This window comes from Wenzhouxiangella sp. YN9 (assembly GCF_056324165.1).
In genome coordinates this window covers 1-13,923 of record NZ_JBJNIP010000086.1, presented here as the reverse complement: position 1 = coordinate 13,923, position 13,923 = coordinate 1, and the positions used below count along the sequence as shown (strand labels likewise).

Below are 13,923 nucleotides of genomic sequence, written 5' to 3'. Positions count from 1 at the left end.
GATATGTGCCTGATCGCTTTCAGCTTTCAGCCCGATCAGCCGCGCCATTTGCTGCTGGCGGCCAATCGCGACGAAATGCACCAGCGCCCGGCAAGGCCGCTGGCCTGGTGGCGCTGGCCGCAGGGGCCGCTGGCCGGGCGCGACGAGCAGGCCGGCGGCACCTGGCTGGCCGTTGGCCGCCGCGGGCGCTGGGCGGCGGTGACCAATTTTCGCGATCCGGATGCGCCGCCCGGCTCGCGCTCGCGCGGCGAGCTGCCTTTGCGCTTCATCGAAAGCGGCGCTGCGCCCGAGGCTTATGCACGTCAGATCCACGCGCGGCGAGAGGACTACGGGCCGTTCAACCTGCTGGTCGGCGATGAGAAATCCCTTTGGTACGCCTCTTCCCATGGTCCGGTCGAGGCCGTCAGGCCGGGCGTGCATGCCCTGGCCAACGGCCTGCTGGATGCCGACTGGCCCAAGTCCCGTCGCGTGATCACGGCCATGCGCGGCCTGGAAACGGCCGCATCGTTCGATGTCGAACGGCTGTTCGCGCTGATGGATGATCGCGAGACGGCGTCGGATTCGGAGCTGCCCGACACCGGCGTCGGCCCCGAGCTGGAGCGTTTTCTGTCGCCGCCATTCATTGTCGGCGAGCGCTACGGGACGCGCTGCACCTCCGTGCTCGCCCTGGGGAAGCATTCCTTTGCGGCCGAGAGAAGCTACGACAGCGACGGCAACGCGACTGCAGATCTGCGCTACGGATTCGCTTCCGGTCTTTGACTGGTATGGATGGGCGAGGGCGCCCCGTTCGGGCTGCCGGGCTCAGAGGTGTTCGGACGCAAAATCGGCCAGCCGCGAGCGTTCACCGCGCTTGAGCGTGATGTGGCCGGCGTGCTGCCAGTCCTTGAAGCGATCGACGGCATACGTCAGCCCCGAGGTGGTTTCGGTCAGGTAGGGCGTGTCGATCTGCTCGACGTTGCCCAGACACACGATCTTGGTGCCCGGGCCGGCGCGCGTGATCAGCGTTTTCATCTGCTTGGGCGTGAGGTTCTGCGCCTCGTCGATGATCAGGTAGCGGTTGAGAAAAGTGCGCCCGCGCATGAAGCTCAGCGCGCGGATCTTCACGCGTGAGGCCACCAGCTCGTTGGTTACCGCCCGGCCCCAGTCGTTGGTTGTGGTGTCGCTTTCGGTCAGCACTTCCAGATTGTCGGTCAATGCGCCCATCCAGGGCGTCATCTTTTCCTCCTCGGTGCCGGGCAGATAGCCGATCTCGTCGCCGACCGACACGGTTGCACGGGTCATGATGATCTCACGATAAATCTTGTCGTCGAGCGTCTGCGACAGGCCGGCGGCGAGCGCCAGCAGCGTCTTGCCGGTGCCGGCCGTACCCAGCAGGGTCACGAAGTCGATCTCGGGATCCATCAGCAGGTTGAGGGCGAAATTCTGCTCCGGATTGCGCGCATGGATACCCCACACGCCGTGCTGAGAGCGGCAGTAGTCGGGTGCCACCTCGAATACCACGCTGTCGGCTTCGACCTGACGAACGATGATTTCCAGACCGTTGTCGTCGTCGATGCGCAGGCATTGGTTGGGGTGCCATTCATCGTCGGCTTCGCGGCCAATGCGATAGAAGGTTCGCCCGTGTTCGGTCCAGGAGTCGCGCGTATCGCGCTCGGTCCAGAAGCGGTTGTCGCGCTCGCGGATGCCCGAGTAGAGCAGGCTGAGGTCGTCGAGCGCCCGATCGCTGTGATAGTCCTCTGCGGTGATGCCGTGGATGGCCGCCTTGATGCGCAGGTTGATGTCCTTGGAGACCAGAATCACCTGCCGGTGCTCATGGCGCTTTTCGAGGCCGAGCGCGGCCAGCAGGATTTCGTTGTCGGCCAGCGCGCGGTCGCCGACCAGCTCGTCGCTGCCGCCCAGTGGCTCGGTCTGAAAATACAGGCGACCGTTTCCGGCCTCCAGGCGCAAGCCATCGGGCTCGCTGATGGGCACACCGGCATCCAGCGACTCTTCGTCTTCCATCATCTGCCCGATGAAGCGACTGACCTGACGCACGTTGCGAGCCACCTCGGACACGCCCTTCTTCGCTCGATCAAGCTCTTCGAGCACGATCATGGGCAAGAAGACATCGTGCTCGGCGAAGCGGAACAACGCCGTGGGGTCGTGCATCAGCACGTTGGTGTCGAGAATGTAGAGCCGCGGATGCTCCGCCATGACAATGACTCCAGAGGTGCAAAAAGATCGTGCTCAGCCAAGTGCCTGAACGGCTTCGAGTACTTCTTCAACATGGCCGGGCACGCGCACCTTGCGCCACTCGTGCACCAGCTTGCCGTCGGCGTCGAACAGAAAAGTGCTGCGCTCGATGCCCATGACCTTCTTGCCGTACATGTTCTTTTCCTTGATCACATCGAACTGTCGGCACAGGATCTCGTCCGGGTCGGCGATCAGCGAAAACGGAAAATCATGCTTTTCGGCAAAGCGCTGATGACTTTTCAAGGAGTCGCGCGAGACCCCGAGAATGCGACAGCCCGCCTGCTCGAAGGCCGGAAAGTGATCGCGAAAGGCCTCGCCTTGGCGGGTGCAGCCGGGCGTGTTGTCGCGGGGGTAGAAGTAGACCACCAATGGCTGCCCGAGGCAGTCGTCGAGTTGAATGGTTGCGCCGCCGGTGGCTTCCAGCGGCGGAGAAGAAAGCTTGATGTCAGAGTGGCTCATGAAATGTAAAGGTTTCGTTTAATCAGTAGGTTATGCTGTGTCGACGCCGCGACAGTGCGCCGGCCTGGGTTACAATCCGCCTGTCGTCAGGATACTTGCGCCCCAGGGGGGGCGCAAGCAAGCCGGAACATGGACACGCCCAGGCGTTCAACACGCAAGACTGGAGGACCTGAATGATGTTGCATCCAAGGATCGAGTTGCCTTCATGCGCTCGCCGCATGGTTGATGACCCCACCAGCCTGCTGGACGTGAGCTGGCATGTTGCATAAACTGCGCTGCTGTTTCATGCGGTCGTTGTCAGCACGCGGTCGGCGAGAAAGCATTCTGGCCGTGACTGCAGCGACTGAACGTATATCACTGACCGGATTCCAAGGGGTATGACTCGAGCCCGAACCCTGTTCATTCTCATGCCGGCCGCGCTGCTGACGCTGGCCGCCTGCTCCAGCCGCGAAAAGCAACCCATCTACGTTGCCAGCGAGGAGGTCAAGCCCATCGAGGCGCCTCCGGGCCTGGACCAGCCCGAGGTGCGCAACACCTACGAGGTGCCCGGCCACTCGCTGCCGGAGCTGGCCGCCCAGGGCAATCAGGAACTGCCGCCGGAGGTGCAGCCCAGCTCGGTTGCCGAGCAGTCGCGCTCGCAGATCCGTTTTGGCCGCACCGGTCTTTACCTCGCAGTGCAGGGCGAAGCCGAAAGCGTGTGGCAGAACCTGCGCGATCTGCTGGATCAAAACGGCATGCAGCTCCAGCGCATAGACGAACGGCAGCGGCGCTATCAGTTTCACTTCAGCCATGAGCCGATTCGCCCCGAGATCGGCTTTTTCGACCGGCTGACGTTCTGGAGTCGCCCCGACACGATTGATTACAGCGGCGATTACATCGCCCACGTGGTCGAGGAAGAATCCAGAGGCAAGGTCATCACGCGGGTCGAGCTGCTCGACGCCGATGGCGAAGTCATTGACATGGACCGCGCGGAATTCGTGCTGGCCCGTCTGCGCGAACAGCTGGGGTGAGCGCCCGCTGGCTGCGTGAGCGCTGAATGAACGCGGTGCTCGCCGCTGGTTGCGCCAGACTCAGCGCTCCAGATACTTGAACTTGTCCGGCACGTCTTCCCATTGTTCGGCATCTTCGGGTGCCGGCTTCATTTCGGTAATGACCGGCCACTCCTGCGACAGCTCCTCGTTGAGCTCGAGAAAATGCTGTTGATCGGCGGGCAGGTCGTCTTCGGGATAGATCGCCTGCACCGGGCACTCGGGCTCGCACAGAGTGCAGTCGATGCACTCCTCGGGGTCGATGACCAGAAAGTTGGGGCCTTCGTGAAAACAGTCGACGGGGCAGACTTCAACGCAGTCGGTGTATTTGCACTTGATGCAGTTTTCGGTAACAACGAAGGTCATGTAGTTATTTTCCGGGTTGGCTGCCGGGCTTGCCTGCGGCCCCGGCCAGACTTGGAAGAGCTTGAGTGCAGGCAGGTGATAAACTGCATTTTAACAGCTGCGCCGCCAGAAGAACGGGCCGCAGCGACCGTCTGTACTTCACACTGAAAACGGAACGTACCCATTGTCTGATCCGGCAAGCATCATCCCCCAGAAGCGTCACGGCATTCGCCCTGAGCGCGTCAGCGTCAATGCCTGCAAGGTCGTCGAGCGATTGCAGCAGGCCGGTTATCTGGCCTACATCGTTGGCGGCAGCATCCGCGACCTGGTTCTTGGCCATCACCCCAAGGATTTCGATGTGGCGACCGACGCCACACCGGAACAGGTCGCAGAGCTCTTTCGCAACGCACGCCTGATTGGCCGGCGCTTCCGGCTGGCTCATATCCGCTTCGGGCGCGAAGTCATCGAAGTGGCAACCTTTCGCGGCAGCGGCGAGGGCGACGGCGGTGACGATCAGCACCGTGAGGTTGATCAGGGGCGGCTGGTGCGCGACAACGTGTGGGGCAGCGAGGCCGAGGACGCCCGACGCCGGGATTTCACCATCAACGCCCTGATGTATGACCCGCACACGGCCACCATCCGCGACTATGTGGGTGGCTACGACGATTTGCTCAAGCGCCGCCTGCGCCTGATCGGCGATCCGGTCACCCGCTATCGTGAGGACCCGGTGCGCCTGCTGCGGGCGGTACGCTTCAAGATCAAGCTCGACCTGGAACTCGACCCGGCCACGGCCGCGCCGATCCCGGAAATGGCCGAACTGCTTCACGACATCCCTCCGGCACGCCTGTTCGATGAAATCATCAAGCTGTTCATGGGCGGGCGCGCCTGGCCGACTTTCCAGGCCCTGGTTCGCTTCAGGCTGTGGGAGCCGTTGTTTCCGAATCTGTTTGATGATCCCGCCAGGCCTCCGGTGCTCGTCGAGCAGGCGCTGCAGAATACCGACCAGCGCGTGGCCGAGGGCAAGCCGGTCACGCCGGCCTTTCTGTTCGCGGCCTTTCTTTGGCAGCGGGTCAGTGCGCGTTCCGAGCAGCTGGTTGCCGAGGGGCTGCCGCAGGTCGAAGCGCTGGCCGTGTCCGGCGAAGAAGCATTTGCGGCTCAGGCGCAGCGGGTGGCCATTCACCGGCGTTTTTCCAGCATGGCCAAGGAGATGTGGTGCCTGCAGCCGCGCTTCGAGAGGCGGCGTGGCAAGCGCGCGTTTCGCCTGATGAGCGAGCGCCGGTTTCGCGCTGCCTACGACTTTCTGCTGCTGCGTGCCATCGAGAATCCCGAGCTGCAGGAGCTGGCTGACTGGTGGACCACTTTCCAGGAAGTCGATGGTGATGAACGTCGGGAAATGACTCGTGCAGCGCCCGGCAAGCGTCAACGGCGCAAAAAGCGTCGCAAGGCGGCCTCTTGATCGAAGCCTGGGTGGGGCTGGGCGCCAACCTGGGTGACCGGGCGGCCACGCTCGATGCCGCGCTGGCGCGGGTACATGCGCTGGCCGATGTGTCCGTGCACTGCGTTTCCGGCTTTTATTGCACTCCGCCCTGGGGCGATACGGATCAGCCCGAGTTTCTCAACGCGGTCGCCGGGCTGCGCACCCGGCTGGGGGCCGCGGCGCTGCTGCGTGAACTGCTGACCGTCGAGTCGGAGCTGGGGCGGGCGCGCAGCGATCGGCGCTGGGGGCCGCGGGTGATCGATCTTGATCTGCTGCTCTACGGCGATGAGAAAATCGATGAGCCGGGGCTGACCGTGCCCCATCCGCGACTGCATCAGCGGGCCTTTGTGCTGCTGCCGCTGGCCGAGCTGGCGCCAAAGCGGATGGTGCCCGGCCTGGATCGGGTGGATGCACTGCTGGCCCAACTGGCAGATAATGAGCGCGCCGGCATTCGACCCGGACCGCATTCGAAGTTTGAACCGTTGAAGAAAAGTATGGAGACGCGTTGATGAGTACCGCCAGCAGTCCCGTAAGCGTGCCGTCGCTGGCCACCATGAAGAGCGAGGGCCGCCCGATTGCCATGCTGACCGCCTACGATGCCAGCTTCGCCCGCCTGCTCGACGCCGCCGGCGTGGACTGTGTGCTGGTTGGCGACTCGCTGGGTAACGTGGTCCAGGGGCGTGATTCCACCCTGCCGGTCACGGTTGACGACATGGTCTATCACACCCGGGCCGTGCGCCGCGGCCTGAAGCGTCCGCTGCTGATCAGTGACCTGCCGTTCATGAGTTATCACGACCGGCCCACCGCCATGGCTGCCGCAGCGGAGCTGATGCGCGCCGGCGCGCAGATGGTCAAGCTCGAAGGCGGCCGTGCCCATGCCGACACCGTTGCCTCGATGGTGGCCAACGGCGTGCCGGTGTGCGCTCATCTCGGCCTGACTCCCCAGCACGTTCATCAGCTCGGTGGCTATCGCGTGCAGGGCCGCGAAGAAGGCGCGGCGCAGCGCCTGAAAGACGACGCTCAGGCGCTGGCCGAGGCCGGCGCCGGCCTGCTGGTTCTGGAATGCGTCCCGGCATCGCTGGCGCGCGAGGTGACCGCGGCGTTGAGTATTCCGGTGATCGGCATCGGCGCCGGCAGTGAAGTCGACGGACAGGTGCTCGTGCTGCACGACATGCTGGGCGTTTCCGGCGGCAAGGTGCCAAAGTTCGTGCACGACTTTCTTGGCGACGGCGGCAGCGTGTCCAAAGCACTCGAGGCCTACGTCACCGCGGTGCGCGAGCGCCGCTTTCCCGGCCCGGAACACGCCTGGCAGTAATGCCGCGGGTTATCGAGTCACTGGCGGAGCTGCGCGATGCGGTTGCGCGCTTGCGTGAGAAGCGCGGTCGGGTCGGGTTCGTGCCCACCATGGGCAATCTGCATCGTGGCCACCTCGGGCTGGTCGAGGAGGCCGGCCGGCGCTGCGAGGCGACGGTGGCGTCCATCTTCGTCAACCCGACGCAGTTCGGCCCCGGCGAGGATTTCGAGGCCTATCCCCGCAGCCTTGACGCTGATCTCGAGGGCCTGGCCTCGGTTGGCTGCGATCTGGTCTGGGCGCCGCCGGTCGAGGTCATGTATCCGCTCGATGATCCGTTCATGCTGCGCGTGCCGGCAGCCCTGTCCGATTGCCTGTGCGGGCGCTCGCGGCCCGGGCATTTTGATGGTGTCGCCACCGTGGTGTTGCGGCTGTTCAGCCAGGTTCAGCCCGACCTCGCGGTCTTTGGCAAAAAGGACTTTCAGCAGCTGTTGATTCTGCGGAAAATGGCGCGCGATCTGTCGCTGCCCGTCGAGCTGGTCGGCGCGCCGATTGCGCGCGAGGCTGACGGCCTGGCAATGAGCTCGCGCAACGGCTATCTCGACGCAGGGCAGCGCGCGACTGCGCCGGCACTACACCGCGTGCTGGTCGAAACGGCCCGCGCGCTGGCCGCCGGCGAAGATTTCGCGGTGCTCAAAGAGCGTGCGATCGAAACACTCGAGAGCGCCGGATTTCGCCCGGACTACCTGGAATGGCGTTCACCCCGGAACCTGGCCCCGGCAACCCCCGGCGAACCCGGCAGATTGTTCGCCGCCGCCTGGCTGGGCAAAGCAAGGCTGATAGACAACCACCCCGTCCCCCAACCCCCTGATACTTGACACTTGGTACTCACACTTCACACTCCCCACTTCACACTTCACACTTCACACTTACCCCTTTCCAATCGATCTTCTGCTCCGAATCCAGCCCATCAATTCCTCCCATTGCTCCCAATCCTGCCAAGCCAGATAAGGCGGCAGGTCGGAGACGCTCAGCCCCTGTTCAAAGGCGCGCACGTAGTTCATCGAATCGCGCAGGCGGCCAACGACCGGCACCCGAAAGTCATCGAGAAAGCCCGTGAGTTCGCGAAAGATGACGGTGTGGGGCTTGATGCGGTTGGCCACCAGCCCGACGCGCACCTTTTTCTCCTTGACCGGCTTGAGCGGCAGCAGCTGGTTGAGGAATCGCCAGGCCGCGCGCATGTCCACCGGTGAGGGCAACACGGGAACCAGCAGGGTTTGCGAGCGCCGAACGATGTTGCCCAGCTCCTGCCCGGAAACGGCGGCCGGTGTATCGAGCACCAGCGTGTCGGCTTCGGCGGGCGCGCGCAGCTGGCCCTTGTGGGGCTCGGCGGCAATGATCTCGGGATAATCGTCAGGGCGCAGCTCGAGCCAGTCGCCGGCCGAGTGCTGGGGATCCATGTCGCCCAGCGCCACCGCGTAGCCTTCCCAGGCCAGGGCGGCGGCCAGCGAGGTGGCGACAGTCGATTTGCCGCAGCCGCCCTTGGCGTTGACAATGGCAATGGTTCGCATCAGTCCGACCCTCCGTTTTCAGCTTGACGGCGAAGGCCCGGTCCCGGTGTACCCCGTTACTCAGTTCCGGCTTGGATCCGGCAGACCGGAGTGGAGCAGCCAGCGCCCCCGGGTTTCGTCCCAGCGCCAGACTTCGCGATGCTGAATGACGCGTTCGCGGGCGCTGTGAACATGATACATCCGAATCTGTGCGATGCGTTCCACCTGTGTGCCGTCGGCCGTGCTGTTGATCTGGCGGGGGCGGTACTCGGTGACCCGGAACTGGCGCAGGCGTTCGAGGTCCACGCTGCGAACGGGGTGTTCGGCCAGCCAGTCGGGGTGAATCATGTCCACCAGGGCGTCATGTTCGTTCCAGCGCACCATCTCCCGCCACAGGTCCATGGCCTGATGGCGCTCGCGCTGCATCTGGCTGCCGCCGGCGCAGGCGGCCAGGGTCAACGCCATCAGAATGAAAATCAACGGCTTGCGCATCGGGGTTCCCACTCAGCTCCTGACCAGAGCAGCATACTTGGCCGCGAGCCTGGCTGCCACCTTGCCGCCGGCAAGCAGTTCGGGCTCGAGCTCCAGGCTGGCGCGACCTCGTTGTTCGAGACGGTCCAGAAAGCGCTGCTGGGCCGACGCTTCCGGCCAGCGGCAGGTGGCCCGAAAAGCCGTGTCGACCGGGGTTGAAAAGCGGATTTCGCAGCGCCCGATGACGAGCTCGGCATCGACTCCGGCGCGGCGCAGGATCAGCCGCGGCAGCGACCAGCCCGCCAGGATCATTGCGCTGGCCAGCGCCCCGCCAAAGGCCGTGCCCTTGTCGTTGATGTTCGGATCCAGCGGCAGGGCGAGCTCCACGCCGGCTTCGTCAAGGCGGCATACGCGCAGTGCCATCGCGCCGCCGAGCGGGATGTCAGTCGTAAGCGTTTTTTCCAGCCAGGCGGCTGCGTTGGCGTTTTGTTCCATGCGCACATTCTATCCGCGACGAGCGGTTACGGCGCCACGGTTTCCCGGCATGTCGGGGTGCACTAGAATGCCGGCATGCCTGCTGCCCGCAAATCAACACTGCCCTTTGTCGCCCGTACCCTGATGCCGCGGGAGGTGCGCGCCAACGCGGCCATGGCGGTGGCGCTGGGCGCGCTCGAAGGCGGCGTGGTCGGCATTGTGGTCAAGACGCAGTTCGCTGCGGTGGCCGAGCCGGTCTGGGTCAACCTGGCCGTGGCGCTGGTAGCCGGTGCGCCGGCGTTTGCCAATATGGTCAGCCTGTGGATTTCCGGCCTGGCTGAAGGGCGCGACAAGGCCGCCTGGGTGGCCGCGCTGATGGCCTTGACCAGCGTGTTTCTGGCGCTGATTGCGCTGGTGCCGACCCATCGGATCGGCCTGGTGGCCATTGCTGCCGGCATGATTGCCGCGCGGCTGTGCTGGGCCGGCGTCATTACCCTGCGCGCGGCGATATGGCGGGCGAACTTTCCGCGTCAGGTGCGCGCGCGGATCACCGCCCGGATCACCATCATCTATTCGCTGACCATTGCCGGCGTGTCCACGGTCATCGGCTTGCTGATGACCTGGTGGCCGGAGGTCTGGCGGCTGGTCTTTCCGGCGGCCGGCCTGGTCGGCCTGCTGACTGCCTGGCGCTATCAGACGACGCGGGTTCGGCAGGGGCGACGCATTCAGCACGAAGAGCTGCATCAGCGCCGCGGCCGCAGCGGCGGCCAGCTGCGCGCGGCGTTTGACATTCTGCGCACTGACCGCTGGTATCGGCGCTACATGATGACGATGTTCGTCTTTGGCAGCGGCAACCTGATGGTCATTGCCTTGCTGGTGGTGCTGCTCAACGAGCAGTTCGGCTTTGCCCGCTTCGAACAGGTGCTGATCACCACCGCCTTGCCGCTGACCACCCTGGCGGTGTTCATGCCCATCTGGGCGCGTCGTCTTGATGCCATGCACGTGCTCGACTATCGTGCCCGCCAGGCTTGGATGTTCGTGATTACCATGCTGTTGTTCATGATCGCCTCGATCAGCGGTGTTCACCAGCTGTTCTGGGCCGGCGCGCTGTCGCTGGGGGCGTCGTTTGCCGGCGGCAAGCTGGGCTGGAATCTGGGCCACAACGACTTTGCAAGCGATGATCAGTCCACGCTCTACATGGGAATTCACGTGACCCTGACCGGCATTCGCGGGCTGATTGCCCCCCTGCTGGGCGTCAGCGTTTACCAGCTGCTCGAGGCCGGCGGTACCGGCTGGGGTCGTTTTGTGCTGTTGTTTCCGTTCGCGCTCACGCTCGGCGGGGCTACCACCTTCGTGCTGCTCGCGCGCCTGCGCCAGCGGGAGCTGGCGCCGTCATGATGCTGGCACTGCTGATGACCGCTGCCCTGTCTTCGGCATCCGAGGAGCTGCCGCGCGTCGCGGTTCGCGGTCGCGACATTGCCCCGGACTCGCCGCAGGCGACGGCAACGCTTGACGAGTCCGAGCTCGAGTTGCTCCAGCCGACGCATCCTGCCGAGCTTTTTTCACGCCTGCCGGGCAGCTGGGTGACGCGCGGCAGTGGCCAGGAACACCTGACTGCCATTCGCTCGCCGATTCTCTCCGGAGCCGGTGGCTGTGGTGCGCTGCTGATACTGGAAGCGGGCATTCCCATTCGCCCCCCGGGGTTTTGCAACGTCAACAATCTTTTCGAGGTCAACCTGGCACAGGCTGAGGCGGTCAGCGTGCTGCGCGGGCCCGGTGGTATCGGCCACGCCTCCGGCGGCCTGCACGGCGTCATCGACATCACCCCGCGATCGCCGCTGACCGATCGTGAAAATCGCCTGCGCCTGGAAGCCGGCAGCAATGACTATCATCGGCTGGGCGGAGCCCTCACTGCCGAGGTCGGCACGGGCGCCTTCGGCGTTGATTTTTCCGCCATCGACGCCGGCAGCTTCCGCGTTGACGAGGCTTATGACCATCAGCTCGCCACCGTGCAGCACGCCGTGCCGGTAGCGGAAGGCCAGTGGCGCACGCTGCTCAGCGCTGCGCGACTGGATCAGGACACCGCCGGCTATATCCATGGCTACCGCGCTTATGCCGATCCCGAGCTGCGTCGCAGCAACGTCAACCCGGAGGCGTTCCGCCGGGCCAACGCCGTGCGCCTGATCAGCCGGCGCGAGTGGCGCGATCAGCAGGGTGTCGAGCACCGTTTCAGCGGCTTTGCCCGTCGCTCGAACATGACTTTTTTGCAGCACTATCTGCCGGGGCAGCCGCTGGAGCGCAATGGCCAGGTTTCGCTGGGGCTGCAGTACGACCGGGCAGCCCCTGCTGCCGGCTGGGACTGGGGCATCGATGCAGAGATTTTCCGCGGCGATCTGAGCCAGATCCAGGACGGCCCGACCGAGGGGCCGCCGCCGGTGGCTGCCATCCGCCCGGAAGGCCGGCACTATGATTATGTGGTTGATGGCCAGCGCCTGGGCGGTTATCTGGCCCGCAGCTTCGACCTGACCGAAGGCTGGCGCCTGCGCGCCGGCGCCCACGCCGACTGGATTCGCTACGACTACGACAATCGCATGGCCGCCGGCAACCGGGCCGAAGACGGTACGGCCTGCGATTCCGGCGGCTGTCTCTACAACCGGCCGACCGATCGCAGCGATGATTTTCTTGAGCTGGCTCCGGAAATCACGCTTTCCAGACCGTTGCAGAACGGGCGCGCCTGGCTGCGCATCGCCCGCGGGTTTCGCGCGCCCCAGGCCACCGAACTGTACCGCCTGCAGCGTGGCCAGGACGTGGCCGATCTCGAGCCCGAGCAACTCGATGCCGTGGAGCTGGGTATCAGTGGCCGTGGCCGGCTGAACTGGGAGCTCGTGGCTTTTTATCAGTACAAGCGCAACTACATCTTTCGCGACGGCGAGGGCTTCAACGTCAGCGACGGCAAATCGGGGCATCGCGGCATCGAGTTCTCGCTGGGCTTTTCACTGAGTGACACGCTGGATCTGGCGGCCCGCGGCAGCCATGCCACCCACTGGTATCGTTTCAATCGCGACCTCGGGGGCGAGCGGATTGTTTCCGGCCGCAGTATTCCTGCTGCTCCCGAACGCATGGCCAGCGCCAGCCTGAACTGGCGGCCCGGCAGCCGACTCCAAATGCAATTGACGGCCGAACATGTGGGCAGGTACTGGCTGGATGCGCGCAATTCAAAGCGCTACAACGGGCATACGCTGGCGCATCTTTCTGGCGTCGTTGCCCTCAACAGCCGCTGGGAGCTTGCGCTGCGCCTGCGCAATCTGTTCGATCGCCGGTACGCCGAGCGCGCCGACTACGCTTTCGGAGGCTACCGTTACTTCCCCGGCGCCGGGCGCAGCGCCTTCGTGGCTCTGGAGTGGATGCGCTGAGTCATTTTCTGCGACGGCAGGGTACACTACCGGCTGACTGGCCCGGGCACTCGCGTTCCGGTGGCCCCTTGAAGTTCGAAGCGAGATTGTGAGCAAGGAAGCAGACCGACAGCCAGCGACCGACGGCGAGACCGCATTCGTCGGCACGACCCGCGGACGCGACGAGGGACACGAGGCCTGCCTGGTCATCATTCGCGGCGCGCGCCTGGGCTCGAGAATCGTGCCCGGTGAGGCGCCTCTGGTCATCGGCCGGGCGGTGGATGCGGATTTTCAGATCTCCGAGCGCAGCATTTCCCGCCAGCATTGCCGGATCTTTCTCGAATCCGATCGTTACTGGATCGAAGATCTGGGTTCGACCAACCATACCTGGTTGAACGATCAACAGATCCAGCGCTCCGTCCTGCGCGACGGTGATCTGGTGCGCATCAGCCAGACCGTGCTCAAGTTCGTCGACGAGGGCAATATCGAGGCCGGCTATCACTCCGAGCTGCACGAAAGCACCATTCGCGACACGCTGACCGGGCTCTACAATCGTCGACACGCCATGGCCGTGCTGGAAAAGGAGTTCGCGCGGGCGCAGCGCGACGCCGGCTCGCGCCTGGCGCTGGTCATTCTCGACCTGGACTTCTTCAAGGACATCAATGATCGCCACGGCCACCTGGCCGGCGATGGTGTTTTGCGTGAGCTGACCGCCATTGCCGCCGAGCGGGTGCGCGCCAGCGATACCCTGGCGCGGATCGGCGGCGAAGAATTCGCGCTGATCCTGCCCGATACCACCCGTGATGAGGCGCGGCAGCTGGCAGAAACCATTCGCCAATCGATCGAAAGCGAGACCTTTCGCCTGGGCGATGAAGAGCACACCATCACCCTTTCGGCCGGCGTCGCCACTTGGCAGCCCGGCATGGACAGCATCAGCGAACTGCTCAAGGCCGCCGACGGGCAGCTCTACGAAGCCAAGGCTTCGGGCCGAAACCGCGTTTGCTGAGCAGCCTCTGAAAACAGGGTGGCGCCCGCCCGTTGCGTTGATTAGCGGTCGGTTTGCTCAGGCGGCGATGCCGTAAGAAGCCAGCAACGGCTCCAGCGCCGGTTCGCGACCCCTGAAAGCCAGCCAGGATTCCTGAATCGGACGGCTTGAGCCGACTTCCAGGATTTCGCGCGCCAGCCGGCCGCCGGTTTCGGTATT

General features: G+C 64.6%; 15 protein-coding genes. 9 read left to right on the top strand and 6 right to left on the bottom strand.

Going from position 1 to position 13,923, the window contains the following annotated elements; all coding sequences use genetic code 11:
- Positions 1–3: 3 nt before the first annotated feature.
- Positions 4–759, top strand: a complete 756-nt coding sequence (locus tag ACEWQ0_RS05720) for an NRDE family protein (protein WP_476481531.1) — start codon at positions 4–6, stop codon at positions 757–759.
- A 42-nt stretch (positions 760–801) separates the two neighbouring features.
- Here ACEWQ0_RS05720 and ACEWQ0_RS05715 read toward each other — a convergent pair whose 3' ends face one another.
- Both ACEWQ0_RS05715 and ACEWQ0_RS05710 read right to left on the bottom strand, forming a co-directional pair.
- Positions 802–2,193: a PhoH family protein gene (locus ACEWQ0_RS05715; protein ID WP_476484784.1), complete on the bottom strand. Its 1,392-nt coding sequence runs from the start codon at positions 2,191–2,193 to the stop codon at positions 802–804.
- Between the two features lie 33 nt (positions 2,194–2,226).
- On the bottom strand, positions 2,227–2,691 hold the full coding sequence (locus tag ACEWQ0_RS05710) for a peroxiredoxin (RefSeq protein WP_476481533.1): 465 nt from the start codon (positions 2,689–2,691) through the stop codon (positions 2,227–2,229).
- 377 nt (positions 2,692–3,068) lie between these two features.
- Between ACEWQ0_RS05710 and bamC the strand changes: the two genes are divergently transcribed.
- Positions 3,069–3,701: an outer membrane protein assembly factor BamC gene (gene bamC, locus ACEWQ0_RS05705; RefSeq protein WP_476481534.1), complete on the top strand. Its 633-nt coding sequence runs from the start codon at positions 3,069–3,071 to the stop codon at positions 3,699–3,701.
- Positions 3,702–3,761: 60 nt separating this feature from the next.
- On the opposite strand, the gene fdxA is transcribed toward bamC, so the two are convergent.
- Positions 3,762–4,085, bottom strand: a complete 324-nt coding sequence (gene fdxA, locus ACEWQ0_RS05700; protein WP_476481535.1) for a ferredoxin FdxA — start codon at positions 4,083–4,085, stop codon at positions 3,762–3,764.
- Between the two features lie 163 nt (positions 4,086–4,248).
- Between fdxA and pcnB the strand changes: the two genes are divergently transcribed.
- From pcnB to panC, 4 genes are read left to right on the top strand one after another with little or no spacing between them, the layout of a single operon-like run.
- Complete coding sequence (pcnB, locus tag ACEWQ0_RS05695; RefSeq protein ID WP_476481536.1) at positions 4,249–5,520, top strand: polynucleotide adenylyltransferase PcnB; 1,272 nt, start codon at positions 4,249–4,251, stop codon at positions 5,518–5,520.
- Positions 5,517–6,050, top strand: a complete 534-nt coding sequence (gene folK / locus ACEWQ0_RS05690) for a 2-amino-4-hydroxy-6-hydroxymethyldihydropteridine diphosphokinase (protein WP_476481537.1) — start codon at positions 5,517–5,519, stop codon at positions 6,048–6,050. The genes pcnB and folK overlap by 4 nt, the downstream gene beginning before the upstream one ends.
- Positions 6,050–6,856, top strand: a complete 807-nt coding sequence (gene panB / locus ACEWQ0_RS05685) for a 3-methyl-2-oxobutanoate hydroxymethyltransferase (protein WP_476484783.1) — start codon at positions 6,050–6,052, stop codon at positions 6,854–6,856. The genes folK and panB overlap by 1 nt, the downstream gene beginning before the upstream one ends.
- On the top strand, positions 6,856–7,710 hold the full coding sequence (panC, locus tag ACEWQ0_RS05680; RefSeq protein WP_476481539.1) for a pantoate--beta-alanine ligase: 855 nt from the start codon (positions 6,856–6,858) through the stop codon (positions 7,708–7,710). The genes panB and panC overlap by 1 nt, the downstream gene beginning before the upstream one ends.
- Positions 7,711–7,761: 51 nt before the next feature.
- Here panC and ACEWQ0_RS05675 read toward each other — a convergent pair whose 3' ends face one another.
- Genes ACEWQ0_RS05675 through ACEWQ0_RS05665 form a run of 3 tightly spaced genes read right to left on the bottom strand, consistent with a single transcriptional unit; the run spans position 7,762 to position 9,348 of the window.
- Positions 7,762–8,403, bottom strand: a complete 642-nt coding sequence (locus ACEWQ0_RS05675; RefSeq protein WP_476481540.1) for a nucleotide-binding protein — start codon at positions 8,401–8,403, stop codon at positions 7,762–7,764.
- A gap of 60 nt (positions 8,404–8,463) precedes the next feature.
- Entirely contained in the window at positions 8,464–8,874 is a 411-nt protein-coding gene (locus tag ACEWQ0_RS05670; RefSeq protein ID WP_476484782.1) for a hypothetical protein, read from the bottom strand.
- 12 nt (positions 8,875–8,886) lie between these two features.
- Positions 8,887–9,348, bottom strand: a complete 462-nt coding sequence (locus ACEWQ0_RS05665) for a YiiD C-terminal domain-containing protein (RefSeq protein WP_476481542.1) — start codon at positions 9,346–9,348, stop codon at positions 8,887–8,889.
- Positions 9,349–9,423: 75 nt separating this feature from the next.
- On the opposite strand from ACEWQ0_RS05665, the gene ACEWQ0_RS05660 reads away from it, so the two are divergent.
- From ACEWQ0_RS05660 to ACEWQ0_RS05650, 3 genes are all read left to right on the top strand, one after another.
- The gene (locus tag ACEWQ0_RS05660) at positions 9,424–10,725 is read left to right on the top strand and encodes an MFS transporter (protein ID WP_476481543.1); all 1,302 of its coding nucleotides are present in this window, start codon (positions 9,424–9,426) and stop codon (positions 10,723–10,725) included.
- A complete protein-coding gene (locus tag ACEWQ0_RS05655; RefSeq protein WP_476484781.1) occupies positions 10,722–12,740 on the top strand; it encodes a TonB-dependent receptor in 2,019 nt (672 codons plus the stop codon). Before ACEWQ0_RS05660 ends, ACEWQ0_RS05655 begins: the two co-directional genes overlap by 4 nt.
- An 88-nt stretch (positions 12,741–12,828) precedes the next feature.
- Positions 12,829–13,725 carry a diguanylate cyclase gene (locus ACEWQ0_RS05650; protein WP_476481545.1) on the top strand — a complete coding sequence of 299 codons (897 nt, stop codon included), beginning with the start codon at positions 12,829–12,831 and terminating at the stop codon, positions 13,723–13,725.
- Positions 13,726–13,923: the final 198 nt, after the last annotated feature.

Bases quoted from the DNA above. Each gene is read 5' to 3' on its own strand.
- ACEWQ0_RS05720 (WP_476481531.1), top strand. From the start codon at position 4: ATGTGCCTGATCGCTTTCAGCTTTCAGCCCGATCAGCCGCGCCATTTG.
- ACEWQ0_RS05715 (WP_476484784.1), bottom strand. From the start codon at position 2,193: ATGGCGGAGCATCCGCGGCTCTACATTCTCGACACCAACGTGCTGATG.
- ACEWQ0_RS05710 (WP_476481533.1), bottom strand. From the start codon at position 2,691: ATGAGCCACTCTGACATCAAGCTTTCTTCTCCGCCGCTGGAAGCCACC.
- bamC (WP_476481534.1), top strand. From the start codon at position 3,069: ATGACTCGAGCCCGAACCCTGTTCATTCTCATGCCGGCCGCGCTGCTG.
- fdxA (WP_476481535.1), bottom strand. From the start codon at position 4,085: ATGACCTTCGTTGTTACCGAAAACTGCATCAAGTGCAAATACACCGAC.
- panB (WP_476484783.1), top strand. From the start codon at position 6,050: ATGAGTACCGCCAGCAGTCCCGTAAGCGTGCCGTCGCTGGCCACCATG.
- panC (WP_476481539.1), top strand. From the start codon at position 6,856: ATGCCGCGGGTTATCGAGTCACTGGCGGAGCTGCGCGATGCGGTTGCG.
- ACEWQ0_RS05675 (WP_476481540.1), bottom strand. From the start codon at position 8,403: ATGCGAACCATTGCCATTGTCAACGCCAAGGGCGGCTGCGGCAAATCG.
- ACEWQ0_RS05670 (WP_476484782.1), bottom strand. From the start codon at position 8,874: ATGCGCAAGCCGTTGATTTTCATTCTGATGGCGTTGACCCTGGCCGCC.
- ACEWQ0_RS05665 (WP_476481542.1), bottom strand. From the start codon at position 9,348: ATGGAACAAAACGCCAACGCAGCCGCCTGGCTGGAAAAAACGCTTACG.
- ACEWQ0_RS05660 (WP_476481543.1), top strand. From the start codon at position 9,424: ATGCCTGCTGCCCGCAAATCAACACTGCCCTTTGTCGCCCGTACCCTG.
- ACEWQ0_RS05655 (WP_476484781.1), top strand. From the start codon at position 10,722: ATGATGCTGGCACTGCTGATGACCGCTGCCCTGTCTTCGGCATCCGAG.